Annotated in this window: 16 protein-coding genes; 6 read left to right on the top strand and 10 right to left on the bottom strand. The window is 37.3% G+C overall.

The genetic code is table 11. The features are described 5' to 3' along the window. Positions 1-682 precede the first annotated feature (682 nt). Positions 683-853, top strand: coding sequence for a ribosome modulation factor (rmf, locus tag H5232_RS12945; protein ID WP_016707188.1), 171 nt, complete (start codon positions 683-685; stop codon positions 851-853). 80 nt (positions 854-933) lie between these two features. On the opposite strand, the gene fabA is transcribed toward rmf, so the two are convergent. Next, positions 934-1449: a bifunctional 3-hydroxydecanoyl-ACP dehydratase/trans-2-decenoyl-ACP isomerase gene (gene fabA, locus H5232_RS12950; protein ID WP_182718839.1), complete on the bottom strand. Its 516-nt coding sequence runs from the start codon at positions 1447-1449 to the stop codon at positions 934-936. A 204-nt stretch (positions 1450-1653) separates the two neighbouring features. On the opposite strand from fabA, the gene H5232_RS12955 reads away from it, so the two are divergent. The 3 genes from H5232_RS12955 to H5232_RS12965 are packed head-to-tail and all read left to right on the top strand — an operon-like array spanning position 1654 to position 3756. Continuing rightward, entirely contained in the window at positions 1654-2511 is an 858-nt protein-coding gene (locus H5232_RS12955; protein WP_182798336.1) for a 6-carboxytetrahydropterin synthase, read from the top strand. Beyond that, positions 2504-3319 carry a M23 family metallopeptidase gene (locus tag H5232_RS12960; protein ID WP_182831011.1) on the top strand — a complete coding sequence of 272 codons (816 nt, stop codon included), beginning with the start codon at positions 2504-2506 and terminating at the stop codon, positions 3317-3319. Before H5232_RS12955 ends, H5232_RS12960 begins: the two co-directional genes overlap by 8 nt. A 5-nt stretch (positions 3320-3324) precedes the next feature. Further along, positions 3325-3756, top strand: coding sequence for an acyl-CoA thioesterase (locus tag H5232_RS12965; protein ID WP_064666260.1), 432 nt, complete (start codon positions 3325-3327; stop codon positions 3754-3756). Positions 3757-3930: 174 nt separating this feature from the next. On the opposite strand, the gene H5232_RS12970 is transcribed toward H5232_RS12965, so the two are convergent. The 5 genes from H5232_RS12970 to H5232_RS12990 all read right to left on the bottom strand — a co-directional run bounded on the left by H5232_RS12970 (position 3931) and on the right by H5232_RS12990 (position 9543). Continuing rightward, entirely contained in the window at positions 3931-5253 is a 1323-nt protein-coding gene (locus H5232_RS12970; protein WP_145233952.1) for a Na+/H+ antiporter family protein, read from the bottom strand. Next, the gene (locus H5232_RS12975; RefSeq protein ID WP_182831012.1) at positions 5250-7247 is read right to left on the bottom strand and encodes a DUF3488 and transglutaminase-like domain-containing protein; all 1998 of its coding nucleotides are present in this window, start codon (positions 7245-7247) and stop codon (positions 5250-5252) included. The genes H5232_RS12970 and H5232_RS12975 overlap by 4 nt, the downstream gene beginning before the upstream one ends. Further along, positions 7234-8061 carry a DUF58 domain-containing protein gene (locus tag H5232_RS12980; RefSeq protein ID WP_182718843.1) on the bottom strand — a complete coding sequence of 276 codons (828 nt, stop codon included), beginning with the start codon at positions 8059-8061 and terminating at the stop codon, positions 7234-7236. Before H5232_RS12980 ends, H5232_RS12975 begins: the two co-directional genes overlap by 14 nt. Positions 8062-8229: 168 nt before the next feature. After that, the gene (locus H5232_RS12985) at positions 8230-9135 is read right to left on the bottom strand and encodes a MoxR family ATPase (protein ID WP_182718844.1); all 906 of its coding nucleotides are present in this window, start codon (positions 9133-9135) and stop codon (positions 8230-8232) included. Between the two features lie 27 nt (positions 9136-9162). Further along, on the bottom strand, positions 9163-9543 hold the full coding sequence (locus tag H5232_RS12990; RefSeq protein ID WP_145233960.1) for a response regulator: 381 nt from the start codon (positions 9541-9543) through the stop codon (positions 9163-9165). Between the two features lie 701 nt (positions 9544-10244). Between H5232_RS12990 and H5232_RS12995 the strand changes: the two genes are divergently transcribed. Continuing rightward, positions 10245-10952 (top strand): metallophosphoesterase, encoded by a 708-nt coding sequence (locus H5232_RS12995; protein ID WP_182831013.1) that lies wholly within the window; start codon positions 10245-10247, stop codon positions 10950-10952. Positions 10953-11005: 53 nt separating this feature from the next. Here H5232_RS12995 and H5232_RS13000 read toward each other — a convergent pair whose 3' ends face one another. The 3 genes from H5232_RS13000 to H5232_RS13010 form a co-directional block, all read right to left on the bottom strand. Further along, entirely contained in the window at positions 11006-11578 is a 573-nt protein-coding gene (locus tag H5232_RS13000; RefSeq protein ID WP_149981156.1) for a tRNA-(ms[2]io[6]A)-hydroxylase, read from the bottom strand. Between the two features lie 101 nt (positions 11579-11679). Next, positions 11680-12312, bottom strand: coding sequence for a sulfotransferase family protein (locus H5232_RS13005; RefSeq protein ID WP_182718846.1), 633 nt, complete (start codon positions 12310-12312; stop codon positions 11680-11682). After that, on the bottom strand, positions 12313-12687 hold the full coding sequence (locus H5232_RS13010; protein WP_182718847.1) for an MAPEG family protein: 375 nt from the start codon (positions 12685-12687) through the stop codon (positions 12313-12315). A 363-nt stretch (positions 12688-13050) separates the two neighbouring features. Here H5232_RS13010 and H5232_RS13015 point away from each other — a divergent pair, with 363 nt between their 5' ends. After that, positions 13051-14400 (top strand): DUF2254 domain-containing protein, encoded by a 1350-nt coding sequence (locus H5232_RS13015; protein ID WP_182831014.1) that lies wholly within the window; start codon positions 13051-13053, stop codon positions 14398-14400. A gap of 8 nt (positions 14401-14408) precedes the next feature. Here H5232_RS13015 and H5232_RS13020 read toward each other — a convergent pair whose 3' ends face one another. Then, positions 14409-15119 (bottom strand): SIMPL domain-containing protein, encoded by a 711-nt coding sequence (locus H5232_RS13020; protein ID WP_182831015.1) that lies wholly within the window; start codon positions 15117-15119, stop codon positions 14409-14411. Positions 15120-15127 lie beyond the last annotated feature (8 nt).

Consider the following 15127-nt stretch of genomic DNA (forward strand, 5'->3'; position numbering starts at 1 on the left):
CGAGTTTCAGTTGGAATTAAAAGCGATTTAGGCAAGGCATTGATTGCAAGTAATAGTGGTTCTATTGTTAAAATCAATAACGCAGTATAAATCGCTTTTAAACCAACCCGTTGGGCGTTTCACAGGCACTTACTCTCAGCGTTGTTACTTCTTAAAAGGGGCTGCCATTGTTGCAAAGTAACGCCTTGATACTAAGCCCCTGTGAAACGCTGAATTCTGTATCTTGAGGTGGTTTGGGTATAGTTGCAAGGATTAATTATTAAACAATTTAAAAAAATGTACGTGAAATGTGGGCTAATTAAGAGCGAGTAAGCCGCAGTAAAGTGGTCTGAAATAAGTTCAAAAATTAAACTTCTTTACTATTAATGAGTTGAAATAAATTTGTCATAATTACATTTTTTATAGGAACTTCACCCATAAACCGCAGTCACAATTAGAGCAGGAAACTGCGTGTTAGTGATTAGATAGTCGTAATTTTTTGTACATATATGGGTCGCACAGAAGATGGTACGACCACTTTACTTTTTTATATGTTAATTCATTTTTTGCATCAGCAGCTTAGTTAAAGTCAATTTATTTAATTGCTTTTGTGATTTGAATTTAACAGTTTTATTAACTATTCATTAAATGTAGATGTCACGAACACTACAAATATATAAATATAAAAGGTGAGGATTTACCTATGAAGAGACAGAAAAGAGATCGGTTAGAAAGAGCTCATTCTCAAGGCTTTAAAGCAGGCCTCGCGGGCCGTTCAAAAGACCTATGCCCTTATCAACAAGTAGACCCAAAATCAGAGTGGTTAGGCGGTTGGCGCGAAGCGATAGAAAATCGCAATATGTATAAAACCTAATTTTTAAGTATTGAATTAAAGCAAAAACGCCGCTGTTTATGAAACAGCGGCGTTTTTGTAGCTGGGTTTTAATTACAAAATTAAAACGCGCTAGTATCTTGGAATAAACCAACTTTTAAATCTTTTGCTTCGTAGATAACGCGGCCATCTACTTCAACAGTACCATCAGCCATCCCCATGAATAATTTACGTTTAATAACGCGCTTCATGGTCAAACGGTAGGTCACTTTTTTTGCTGTTGGTAAAATTTGCCCAGTAAATTTAACTTCACCTACACCTAGCGCACGGCCAAGACCAGGACCACCAGACCAACCAAGGAAAAAGCCAACCAGTTGCCACATTGCATCTAAACCAAGACAACCTGGCATGACTGGATCACCTTTAAAGTGACAAGCAAAAAACCAAAGATCAGGGTTAATATCAAGCTCAGCAACGATTTCACCTTTACCATGCTCTCCACCGTCATCAGTGATTGAGACGATACGGTCCATCATTAACATGTTGTCACTTGGTAGACGACAATTGCCTTCTCCAAACATTTCACCTTGACCACATAGGATCAAATCTTCTTTTGTATAACTATTTTTAGGTTCCATAACACTTTTCATCGCTTAGAAATTGCCACGTACTTTAGCGTACACTTGTACGCTAAACAACTCGGAGCAGTTAAAAAAATAATTTATTTGCACGAAATACCACCGCTTAGGTGAAGAACATGCTAATTACACGATTAAATCGCGCAATTACTAGCAAAAATCATTATAATTACCGTGATTTTTTAACCAGTATAAAGGAAGTTTATGATCCTTTTTGTTAACGCACTTACCGTAATTGATTTTTCTTACTTGTGTAATAAACGAGGCGCAGTTGGCGAGAGCTGGATTGTTGATTTAACCTTGCATGGCAAGTTAAATGAAGAGTCTATGGTGCTTGATTTTGGCTTAGTTAAAAAGCAAATCAAAGGCATTATAGACCAATGTATTGATCACAAACTGGCCATTGGCAACCAAATTAACGGCCAAGTTGAAAACCATGGTGACTACACAACACTTGATTGTACCTTTGGTGATGATCACCACTTAGCAATGAGCGCGCCAAACCAAGCGTTTTGTTTAATTGATGCTGATGTTATTAATGAGCAGTCAGTTATTGAATTTCTAATTGCTACAATCATGCCGCAGTTACCAAGCAATATCGATAAAATCGAAATTGAGTTAAAGCCAGAGCATAGTAAGAGTTTTTATTATCACTATAGTCATGGCCTTAAAAAGCACGACGGTAATTGCCAGCGTATTATTCATGGTCACCGTTCGCAAATTGGTATTGCCCTTGATGGCATTGCAATGCCACGATTACAAAAGCAATGGGCTGATAAATGGCAAGATATTTATTTAGCGACAGCAGAAGATCAAATTCAAGCGCCGCAGCTACAGCACATCAGCGCCAAAGAAAATGACCTCTGTTTTGCCTATACCGCCGCACAAGGCTATTTTGAAATGGCAATAAGTAAAGAACGGTGTGATATTTTACCCATTGATACTACGGTTGAATGTATTGCAGGTTACCTTGCTGAGCAAGTTAAAGCGCAGCATCCTGACAATGACGTAAAAGTCACAGCATACGAAGGTGTGGCCAAAGGGTCCATTTGTTATGCGTAAATTATTAGCCGTTTCGTTATTTGCTACTGCGAGCTTTTTTGCTGATGCAGTGGAGCTAAAAGGTCACTTAACCCAAGGCGGGTTAGTGACGGGTCAAATTGATGGGGTTAAGTCAATTATTTTTAATGGCCAAGCATTAAAAATCACCGCACAAGGTGAGTTTGTATTTGGCTTTGGCCGTGATGCTAAATTAACCCATCAATTAGCCTGGGTTGATGCAGACGGTGTCAAACATCAACAAGCGATTGAGATCACTAAACGTGATTATAAAATTGATAAAATTACTGGAGTGGCAAGTAAATATGTGTCACCGCCAAAAGCGGTAAGTGACCGTATCAGCCGCGAAGCTGTGGCAGTAAGAAATGCCCGAAAAGTTGACTCTGAGCTTAGGTACTTTTTAGATCCAGTTTACAAACCTGCACAAGGGCGTATTTCGGGTGTGTATGGTAGCCAACGCTATTTTAATGGTGAGCCTCGTCGGCCACATTTTGGTTTAGATATAGCCAACAAGACAGGCAGTCCTGTTTATGCGCCTGTCAGTGGTACCGTTGTTTTTGCTGATAACGACCTTTATTACTCTGGTGGAACTTTAATTTTAGATCATGGCCACAGTGTCACGTCTACCTACATACACTTAAGTAAGCTTGATGTAAAAGTAGGGGATACCATTAAACGCGGTGATAAAATAGCTGAAATTGGTGCGACTGGTCGTGTAACTGGCCCTCATCTGGATTGGCGTTTTAATTGGAAAGGCGAACGCCTTGATCCTGCACTTATGATGTTAGATAAATTAGCAAACCAAAAGTAGAGAACATGACAACTCAAGTAAACCGTGAAGAAATAATTGCTCAGCGTATTAAAGACTCAACGACTTCGGTCACAAAAACAGTATTTCCTGGGCGCACTAATCACCACAATACCTTGTTTGGTGGTGATGCATTGGCATGGATGGACGAAGTTGCATTTATTGCTGCAACGCGCTTTTGCCGTAAACCATTGGTAACCATTTCATCAGATAGAGTTGATTTTAAAGAAGCTATTCCAGCTGGAACCTTCGCTGAATTGATCTCAAAAGTTGTGCATGTAGGCAATACAAGTTTAAGAGTAGACGTTGAAATATTCTTAGAAACAATGCACAGGGATGATAAACACTCGGCAATTACTGGGAGTTTTACATTCGTTGCGGTCGATGACAATCACAGACCTACGCCGGTTGTATGCGATAAGATGATTTATGGTTTTTAAACCGAGTTGTTAAGTTAAGAAAGCACTTTTATGGTGCTTTCTTTGCTTTATAAAAAGAACACATCATACTATATTGCACTATTTTATATCTTTAGCATCTGCGTTAAAACAATAATTGAGTAACCAAGTAGGGGGCTTAATCTATTCTCTGCTTGGTTACTCACATTCAAGGTATTAAAGCACCATAGCGGCTATCCAGCCAAATATTAGTAATGGAATATTAAAGTGGATAAAAGTAGGCACAACTGAATCCCATATATGATCATGCTGACCGTCAGCGTTTAAGCCGGAAGTTGGTCCTAAGGTTGAATCGGAAGCAGGGGAGCCAGCATCGCCTAAAGCACCTGCGGTTCCCACTAAAGCTGCGGTTGCCATCATTGAAAAGTTAAGCTCTAAGCACAGTGGCACAAACAAGGTTGCTATTATTGGCACTGTGGAAAATGAGCTGCCAATCCCCATGGTGATCATTAAACCAACTAATAAAATTAGTGCAGCTGCCAAAGGTTTGTTGCCATCAATAATCAATGCGGCGCTTTGTACTAAGCTAGTCACATCGCCTGTCGCTTTCATTACAGAGGCAAACCCTTGAGCTGAGATCATTATAAATCCAATCATTGCCATCATTGCTACGCCTTTACTAAATACGTCGCTATTTTGCTCCCACTTAACTACGCCAAACAAACTAAAAATCATCACCCCAACTAAGCCACCTAAAATCATTGAACCACTGACATTTTGTGCTGCTAAAGAGGCTAATACCGCTGTAATACCGACTAACAATACTTTTTTAGGTTGTTCTACAACCACATTAGTTGCGTGCTCTTGATGTTCGTCATGCTGATAATCTCGATGTTTTCTATAACTGATAAACACCGCTACAATTAATCCAACTAACATGCCACAGGCAGGAATGATCATCGCCATAGGTACTTGGGTATTAATGATTTCTAAGCCATTTTCCACTAAGTTTTTATGTAAAATCGAGTATAAATAAATTCCACCAAAGCCATAGGGTAAAACCATATATGAGGTTGCTAGACCAAACGTTAAAATACAGGCAATAGCACGTCTGTCTAACCTTAGTTTATTAAATATAACCAGTAGCGGGGGGATCAAAATTGGTATAAAAGCTATATGAACTGGGACTAGGTTCTGCGATGAAATTGCACACACTAAAATTATCAGTAAAATAAAATAGCTTAAATTTGTTTCGCTATTACTACTATTGTTATTTACTTTAGCGAGTAGTTTTGCAGCTAAAATGCGCGTTAAGCCTGATTTTGAAATCGCAACAGCGAATGCGCCTAGCATTGCATAGCTTAGAGCGATCTCAGCTCCGCCAGAGAGGCCTGCGTTAAATGCGTTTAGGGTATCGTTTAAGCTAAGTCCGGCGGTTAAACCGGCGACTAAAGCACTTAAAGTCATAGCAACAATTACATTAACGCGGGCTAAAGTAAGGCCAAGCATTAAAATAACGCCAATCACGACTGCATTCATAGAGTTCTCTTAGTTGTTGTTTTAATTAATTTTACCAGATTTTTACTGTGTTTTTTACGATAAGCACTAAATATTAGCTGGCGATAACGCACATCGGAGTATAATTGCGCAAATTGCATGATATATGTCCGCTTGTTAGGCAGCTGTTGAGCTGCATATGCTAAAAATTGCAGCGGCGTTTGATTTGACGGTGCAGAAATACCTTGCTTATTACACCAACGCACAACAGTAAGGTAGTCTTTTGCGAGTGAATGCGCTGGCGATTCTGGCTTTTTAGGCCAAGACAAATACACAAAGTAACAAATAAAGGCTAAACATACGGTTGCTATCACGATCAGTGAAATTTGCCAAAGCTGTTTATTACCGAATAATTCTTTTAGCAGGGAAGATTGCTTTTGCTGGTCAAAACCTAACACCCAATTTGTCCATTGGTAATCAAGATTTTCAAGCTTAAGCCTTAACCAGTTAATACCAGCAATATTACTCAATCGTAATAAGCCAAAACTCAAGTTGCTAGTAAATTCGCTATTAAGCTGCAAGTGCTGTGATAAAGATCCGTTTAATCGTTCAGGTGAAACAACCGCAGTTGCATCAAAAATTTGCCAACCTTTATTTTTTATAAATACTTCAACCCATGCATGGGCATCATATTGATAGATGCTCATATAACTATTTTGTTGATTATACTCACCACCTAAGTACCCCGAAACAACGCGGGCAGGAATACCAACACTTCTAAACATAAATGCAGCCGTGCTGGCATAATGGCCACAAAAACCACGTTTATTAGCAAATAAAAACTGGTCAAGGGTGTTGTTACCGGTAATTGGATCCGGCGTTAAGGTATAGCTAAAGTTATTATTGGCAAAGTAGTCATCCAGTGCTGAATAAAAAGCCTGATCATCGTTATTATGTTGTTCATACAGACGTTTAGCTAAAGACTGCGACTGTAAATTAGTCTCTTTAGCTAATAAACTAAGCTGCACGTTTTGATAGTGTGCAGAGCGAGAGAGTTCAGCCAAGCTAAAAGCATAACTCTGGGCTGTATAGCTGATACTATTAGCTAAAAAACGTTTCCGCAGTAGTAATCCATTGCTGGTTGTTTTTACATCTTGATGGGCCGAGTCGGCAAACTGTAAACCATAAAGCCAAGGCTTAGCGCCAGGCTCTGCGAAAATTTGATAACTATATAATGGTTCACCACGTTCAGCTGAGGTGATTTGGTCAATTACTTGCTGGCTTTTTAAAATGTCCGATATTAACCAGCGTTTACCATCAAACTCATCATGTATAATCGCTCGCCAGTAATAGGGGGAAGATGGCTTTTGCTGATCAAATTTAGCTCGAAATACTAACTCATCTGAATTAGACAGTTTGGCTATATCAAATGGATCAACACTTTCTGACAAACCGGTTTTAGCGAGTTTTGGCCCCGGTAATTGCCAAAATGCGGGAAGTTTCGGTAACAATAATAATAAAAATATCGCTAAAGGTAGTGCTAGCAACAAAAGTTTGCAGCTGTCTTTAGCTGCAATTTTTAAACTATGTTTAGATTCAATCAGCGCTAAAAGCGCAAAATTTAAAATATATAGCATGCTAATTACTAGCGTAGCAAATAAGCTCTGAGAAAATAGATATACTGTTGAGAGACTAAAAAAACTTAACAAAATGATAGTTTGATAATGCTTTTTTGTATTGGCTTGCAGTAATTTAAATAAGCTAGAGAGGATCAGCATCGCAACAAATAAAGTCACCGTATCGCTAAAACCTACGTCATAAAACAAGATCAATAGACTCAAACCGGCCAAAGTATTTGCTAATATGGCAGTGGGTTTATTTCTTTTCAATAAGGTAACGGCTAGATTCCAAATACACAAACTAGCTAATAATGTATTAAATAGAGGAGGTAACTCAGTAAAAATAAAACTCAGCACTAAAATATAAACAATAGATAACGACAAATTGATCGCGGTTAAATTATCAGTGACTTTCATTTTCATCCTTTGCAAAACGGCTTAGTGCTTCTAAACACTGTTTACAATGTTCTTTGGTATCACTGATCGCGTATAGTCCTGCTTCTAATTGCAGGCCATAACTAACGCCTTGTGAGTAAGCCTGAGTTACTAAATAGCTTAATTGTTGTAGGCGGGATTCGGTATTTCCTTGTAACTGATTAAAATCAAAAACAACACTTTGGGCTGAATAATTTACAAACTCTTTTACCATTAATTGCTGAGTTTTTGCGTAATGTTTCCATGATATTCGTTTCATATTCATACCAGTTTGATGAATATTTAAACCATCAAATTCATCACTACCATGGCTGTTTTTATGCAGGCCATCATCAGTGTTGTGGTTATTTTGCAAACTAGCTTCATGCAATGGTTTGAGTTGTTGCGGGTAGACAAATACCGTATGTGCTAATTGCATGTAGCTCCATACCGATACTAATCCAAACGGGTACTTGCTGATTATTTTTAATCGGCGCAAGGGGTATTCACCACGTTCTTTTAATCCTAAATCTAAATTAACTATTTGCTTTTGACTGGTTATTTCATCAACGGTTGTGAGGGTTTTATTTTCATAAATAAACTGCAATGATTGACATTTTTTTTCGGTTTTTAGTTGCAGCTCTAATAATGCAGAGCAGGGAGCATAGCTAGCTATATGATTTTTATAATCAATTTTTAATCCTTTAAGATTGCTATAACCCATAAGTAGCGAAAATATCATTACTACAAGCATTAAATAAGCCATCGCTAAAATCAGATTATTCTGATAATTAATGCCTAATATAAAATTAAGCATAGTAACCACTAAAAAGCTCACGCCCAATTTTGATGGCAAAACATATATTGTGTTATGCGTTAAGGTAAGATGTTCGGTATTATGTTTATTTCTTAGTAATAGCTTGAAAACCTTAGCTTTAAACTGAAACCAAAAAGTAGGGCGCTTTCCTGTTTTATTGTTCATACCTTAAAGTGGCACATCAACAGTATTTATTAATTGTTTGATCTGTTGTGAGCTAACATCATGCTGCAGACCTAAACGATGTTCGCTAACACTAGCAAAAATAGTTTGCACATCATCAGGGGTAACAAAGTCACGACCATCAATAAACGCCCATGCTTTCGCGGCTTTGCCAACTGCAATACTGGCCCGTGGAGATAACGCATTAGCAAATTGGCTGTTATTTCGGGTAGCAGATACAAGCGCCAAAATATAATCAACAACCGGTTCACTTAACATAACAGCACTTACTTTATTTTGTATTTCAATTAATTGTTGTGTATCGATACGTACAGGTAAGTGTGCATAATCACGATTATGTTGGCCTAAAATGAGTTTACGTTCAGCTTCTTTAGGTGGAAAACCCAAACTAATACGCATAAAAAAACGGTCTAATTGAGATTCAGGTAAAGGATAAGTACCTGATTGATATAAAGGGTTTTGAGTTGCTATAACAAAAAATGGTGTTGGTAGGGCATGTTTATCACCATCCATAGTAACTTGGTTTTCTTCCATTGCCTCTAATAAAGCGCTTTGTGTTTTTGGACCTGCGCGATTTATTTCGTCCGCTAAAACAACTTGACTGAAGATAGGCCCTTTATGAAAAGTAAATTTATGCTCATTGGCATTAAAAATACTTGAGCCCAGTATGTCTGAGGGTAATAAATCACTGGTAAATTGCACTCGTTGATATGATAAACCTAATACCGCAGCAAGTGCATGCGATAAAGTGGTTTTACCCATACCTGGCAAATCTTCAATTAATAAATGACCTTGGCTAAATAAGCAGGTTAACGCGAGTTTTATTTGTTGCTGTTTGCCAAAAATAACCTGAGATAAATCATCAATGATCGCTTGTACGGACTGTTTCATAGTAACCTTGTAGGTTGATAAATTACATTAAATGAGTTCGAGGCGTTTCATGACCGTATCAACTTTTTTAGCATTAAATGGTTTTGCAATAAAACCTTTAGCACCTAGTTCCCAAGTATTTTGAACATTTTCGAGGCTGTTATGGCCAGAGCACATGACAACATGTGTATGTGGGTAATTGTCATTTAAGTATTCAAGAATTTCTGTACCATCGGTATCGGGCAGTTCAATATCGAGAAAGATAACATTCGGGGATTTTTCATCAATCAACGTTTTAGCCGATTCAAAATCTCTGCTTTCAAGAATATCTTCAAAACCTAACTCAGTTAAGATCTGATTTAAGTAGTCACGTATATCTTGAACATCATCAATTATTAGGATTGGTTCTAACGGGCGCACAAATTCCATATTGTTTACTTCTTGTGATACAGCTTAAATTGTATTTTTAATACTATGCTAAGCGATAATGAAGCTCAAGAAAGATACTCGAATTAAACTGTATTATTGAAATAAACCACCACTAAGTCCGATACCGTCTAGTATTGGACTTAACACCCATATAAACACACCCCAGCTTAGATAATTAATTAATAACCTATAATTTATATTATGTTAAATAGAGTGGGTTTTATAAGTAACAACCTAATTACCGTGATTAATAAACGCTATTTTCCCTACTTGCATGCAAATTTAGATTAAATCAGTTACATCAATTTCAAATACCTAACTCACACATAACTAATTGTTAAGGCTGGTCGTTTAACTTTGATTCTAAGCGCACTTTAAATCTGTTTTATATTAGCTGACTTTGAGCATTGCTCATTTACACACAACTATATGGTTGAACTATGGTCCTAGCTCTACGATCATTCGTTCGTGTATTTGCTCAATTGTACGTGACAGCTCGTTTAGTATATTCACAGGCAAGTGCCCTAGCGTAAGATGCGTTTTTTATTGCTGACTATCTGGTAGCGACTTTTTAAGCGTGAACTACGGCTTGATTATTTATGACCAGTAAACACTTCGCTTATTTATAAATTGTTTTAGCTTACATAGCTACAATGTTATCGTATGAAGAATTAGTAAAATCACAGGAGTAATTTGTTTTGATGGGAATTAGCACGAATAAAATACGGTATGCGTCCCCTAATAAAGTTATTGATATTCCGGATGATAAACGTGTGTTTGTGATTGGTGATTTAGATGCTGATTATAATAAATTTCTACAAGCCATCCATTCAGTAAGTTTTGATCCGCACGCTGATGTACTAATTTCATTAGGTGATGTTATCGACCGTGGCAATGATAGTTTAAAGTTGTTAGATACCTTTTCACAGTTGGGTGTCTATATGGTCTTGGGTAACCATGAGCATATGATGCTCGAGGCACTTGCTAAAGATCAACAAGCGTATGACTTATGGATAAAAAATGGCGGTCTATGGCACAAACATAGTGATAAAAATAGCCTACTAAATGCCTGTAATAAATTAATATCGTGCCCACTATCAATTTTATTGAACTACCAAGGCGAAAAAATTGGTTTGTCGCATACTTTAGCTACATGTTGGGATTGGCAGCAACCTATGAAAGTAAATGCTCAACTGATCAGTGACTTATTATGGGATAGACAAATAACGCAGAGTAAAAAACTGGTTCAAAACCTTGGCGTGCTGTTCTCTATTCATGGACATAACGCAACCGCTAAGCCATATTGGATCGAAAATACGTACCATATTGATACCAATTACTTAGGCGGGAGCCCTACAATTGTTGAGTTAAGTGAATTAATCAAAAATTTTAAAACGTTGATAAGTTAGTAACTTACAGTTAGGCACTAGATAAATAAAATTACCAGCTAGTGCCCATATGTTTAATGCAGCGCTGCAGTAAATGGAATGTTTTTACATATTTCAGCTTCAGCGATAAGAATTTCTTCTAATCGTGCATCGACCTCATTTTTATCAAAATATTCATAAGCCAGCTCGACAAATAAGTTCTTATGTTTTTCTTCCGATTTAGCTATTGCCACATAAAAATCTTTTTCTTTGCCGATTGGTAATGCTTGTGCAACTAAAGAGAAACGCTCGTGTCCCCTCGCCTCAATTACGGCACCGACTAATAATCTATCCATTAAGAACTCGTCGCGGCCATTTCTAAAAATCGCGCGAATTTGTTTCACGTACGGATCTTTTTGGTCGTTGCCTAAGTTAACATCACGATCAAGCAGTAGCTTTAATACTTGTTTAAAGTGGATCATTTCTTCCAGTGCTAAATCTGTCATTGCTTTTACAAGCTTGCGGCGATCTGGATAATGCGACAACATCGACATAGCCATACCGGATGCTTTTTTTTCTGCAGCGGCATGATCTTGTAAAAAGGTGTCAAAGTCTGCCATCACAGCTTCGGTCCATGCAAATGGAGTGTGGTATTTTAATTCGAACATAAATATTTTACCTAAAAACTAATGGCGAGATTTTAACGCAATTGAACTACAAAATCTTGTTACAGCAATAATTTTTAATCACCTTGAGTAGTTACTTCCTATCAAGACGATGGGTATAGATATTTATCGATTTTACCATTTGCTGTTGAAGCAACTTTTAGTGGATGTTTTACTGCATTCCAAGCTGTTACTTTGCCACCAATATTCATTTTTTCAAACTCTGTCAGTTCAGTTTGTAATTGCAAAAAATCACAAAGCTGATTAAAACTGTTTGGATGGGCGATATCTATTGATAAAAAGTCAGCTGTTCGCTTAGCAAAATAGTTATGCGCAGCACTTTTGTGTTGCTCATAGCATTGTTGCAAATAGGCATCACTGTGTAACTCATCAACAGAAAAACGGCCAAAGGTATGCAGATAACAACGCTTAATATGAGGGTTGAACCCCCCATCCGCTCGCATCAAGTTGGTGTGCATTCTCAGTAATAATTGGCGAATTGAAGGCAGCCATTTATCTGCTTCTCGCTCTAAATAGATAAATTTAGCACCTGGATAAAGTGAATCTAAATATTCGTAATCATTAAAAATTGGGGTGTCAGCGATCACTTGCGCTTGGTTAAAACATTGCTTGGTATAGGCTGTATGGGCACAACTAAAACCAAGTTGTAAAAATGCATGGCATACACTGGTTGTGCCCGTACGAGGTAGGCCAATTATAAAGATTCTCTCTGACATTTAATAAAGGCGTGTAAGTAATAAGATAAACGCATTTAACACTATTATTAAGAAGGTTGTTAGCGCGCCAATTTGGCGATAGCGGAGATTTTTATCGACAATACCCAAATTATGAAATACGCGCCCTATCAGTAATGCTGCCCCAAATGCGTGGCAATAATGACTGGCTAAACCTTGATACTCGACTAAAAACAATAAAATAATTGCAAGAGGAACATACTCAATAAAATTACCATGCGCGCGCATGGCGCATTGCAGTTGTTGATTACCACCATCACCAAGTGAAATTCGTTCAGCTCGACGAACTTTAACTACGTTCATCGTTAAATAAATATAAAAAAGTGCTAATAAAGCAGCATATAAAGATACAATCACAATAAACCTAATTTTTATCTAAGTGTTTATAAAAACTTGTGTATTACCAAGTCTCCCTAATTATTGGTAGTACTATACAACTATTGTTATTTAAATAACAAATGATAATCAACCAGTACAGTATCAATGGCGTTTACTATTTATCCGATTAATCATGATGAAATATAAATAAAGTAACAACATCTTACCGCCCGCGATTAGAAGCCCATATATTATAGATTTTAAACCTGCAGCGGACAAAAAATACGTTCCTATTGGCACTGTTACTATTAATAATTAGACCTGCAACAAAGTTTGTTGTTAAGCTTACTGCATAAACTAGCTGTTGTTGGTGCAACAACTAAGTCATCTTAGGGTTCATATATGTTTACTCCGCGAAAATTTGCCGATAATTACCGAGAATTAGTCAGTAGTATTGGTTTCTATCCATCGTTATTATCGGTGATATTTTTATTGTTTGCAGTACTTGTTACCACAACAGAGTACACCTCTTTTGTTATGGAGCTTAAGTCGCTGCTTGAGGTACTATTGGTTGATAGCGAAGAAAATGCACGAACGATTCTAAGTACATTAACGGGTAGTATTATTTCGCTAACTGTTTTTAGTTTTTCTATGGTTATGGTGGTACTAAATAGTGCCAGCGCAAGTCTATCACCAAGAGTATTACCGGGGCTTATAACGCGTAAATCACATCAACTTGTTTTGGGTTTTTATCTCGGCAGTATTATTTTTTCAATCGTTATGCTGATCAACATCCGTACTATGGATAATGGTGAAATAGGAATTCCTTCATTGGGCATACTTTTTTCACTTGTTTTTGGCCTGATATCGTTAGGCTTTTTTGTATTTTTCATCCATTCAATTTCAAGGGCTATTCAAGTCGATAACGTATTAAACGACTTATATAAGAATACTAAAAATGAATTGAAATCGATTATTAGCATGCAAAAAGATAACCCTATCGATGTATTTCCTAACTTTGACGATTGGTCGAGTATTTCAAGTAAAACAGAAGGTTACTTTAAAGGCGTGAATAGCGATAAACTATGTGCCCTTTGCCAACAACATGATATAAAAATTTATGTTGTAGTTAAGCAGGGTTTTTTTACTGTTGAAGGCTATCCGTTTTTAAAATGTAATCATGATTTATCTGATAACGTGCAACTCCTTGAAGATCTACTTAATTGCTTTATTTTTTATATCGAAGAATATGTAAGTGACAATTATAGGTTTGGAATGACACAGATTTCAGAGATTGCAGTGAAAGCGATGAGCCCAGGTATTAACGATCCAGGTACTGCGGTAAAGGCGATCGATATGCTCAGTATTTTACTCATTGATCGATTAAGCATTTATAACGTTAATTACTCTTTAAAACATAGTGATGATAAACAGCCACTGTTATATTTCCATGAAACATCATTTGATGAATTATTGCATGATAACTTCACGCCAATCCGCAACTATGCAAAAAGTGATGGTTATGTGATGAATAATGTACTCGAAGCGTTCAAAAACATTTTGTTCAGAACCCACCAGAACAGTAAAGCAGCGCAGAGTCTATTTACTTATTTAGATGCTATTATCGATGATGTAAATGAGAATATTAGTAATCAGTATGATCGCGAGCAAATAATTAATATGCTTAATGCTATCGCGAGGATCTCCCCTGAAATGGGAGATAAATTGGTGGCGAAATTTCGCCACCAATGAGTTGAGTGTTAATTTTTAATTAGATAAATTGCATAGCTGTCTGCTGAGATTGTGATTTCGCCAGCATGATAGGCATCAGGTACGAAACTGCCAGAATTACTGTCTGACAACATGGTTTTTTCAGCACGCATGTAAGGTTGAGCTGATACGTTCATAGGGGCATTTGAAGCACTATACAAACCTTTGAGTTCTACGTCGTATTCAGCTGCAAATTCTTTTGCCGCTGATTTTGCATCTGCAATTGCCATTTTTTGCACTTTCTTTTGCAATGACTCGTAACGACTCGATGTGAACTCAGTTTGATTTATTTCATTAATGCCTGCGTTCACTAAACTTTGCAGCAGTAATGGATATTTTGTTACATCCGTCAGTGTGAGTGAAAGTGTGCGACTAACTCGGTAACCAATAAAGTCTTGTTTACCTGTTTCACGGTTGTATTGATTTTCTCGGTTAATTGAGATTTGTGAACCATAAATACTTTTTTCATCAATCCCCTGCTGCTTTGCTAATTTAATCGCTTTAGCCATAGTTTGATCAGCTTTTTGTTTAGCGCTCATCAAGTCCTTATCAACTTCAACAATTGCAACGCCTAACTTTACATTATCGGCAATAGTGGAGATTTGCGCTTGGCCTTGAATGTAAATGTGTGGGGCATCTGGTGTACTGGCTGCAAATACATTGAAACTTAGAGTCGCGGCTAACAATGGTAAATAACGCATACATATCC

This window comes from Pseudoalteromonas sp. SG41-5, from assembly GCF_014164495.1.
GTDB lineage: Bacteria > Pseudomonadota > Gammaproteobacteria > Enterobacterales > Alteromonadaceae > Pseudoalteromonas > Pseudoalteromonas rhizosphaerae.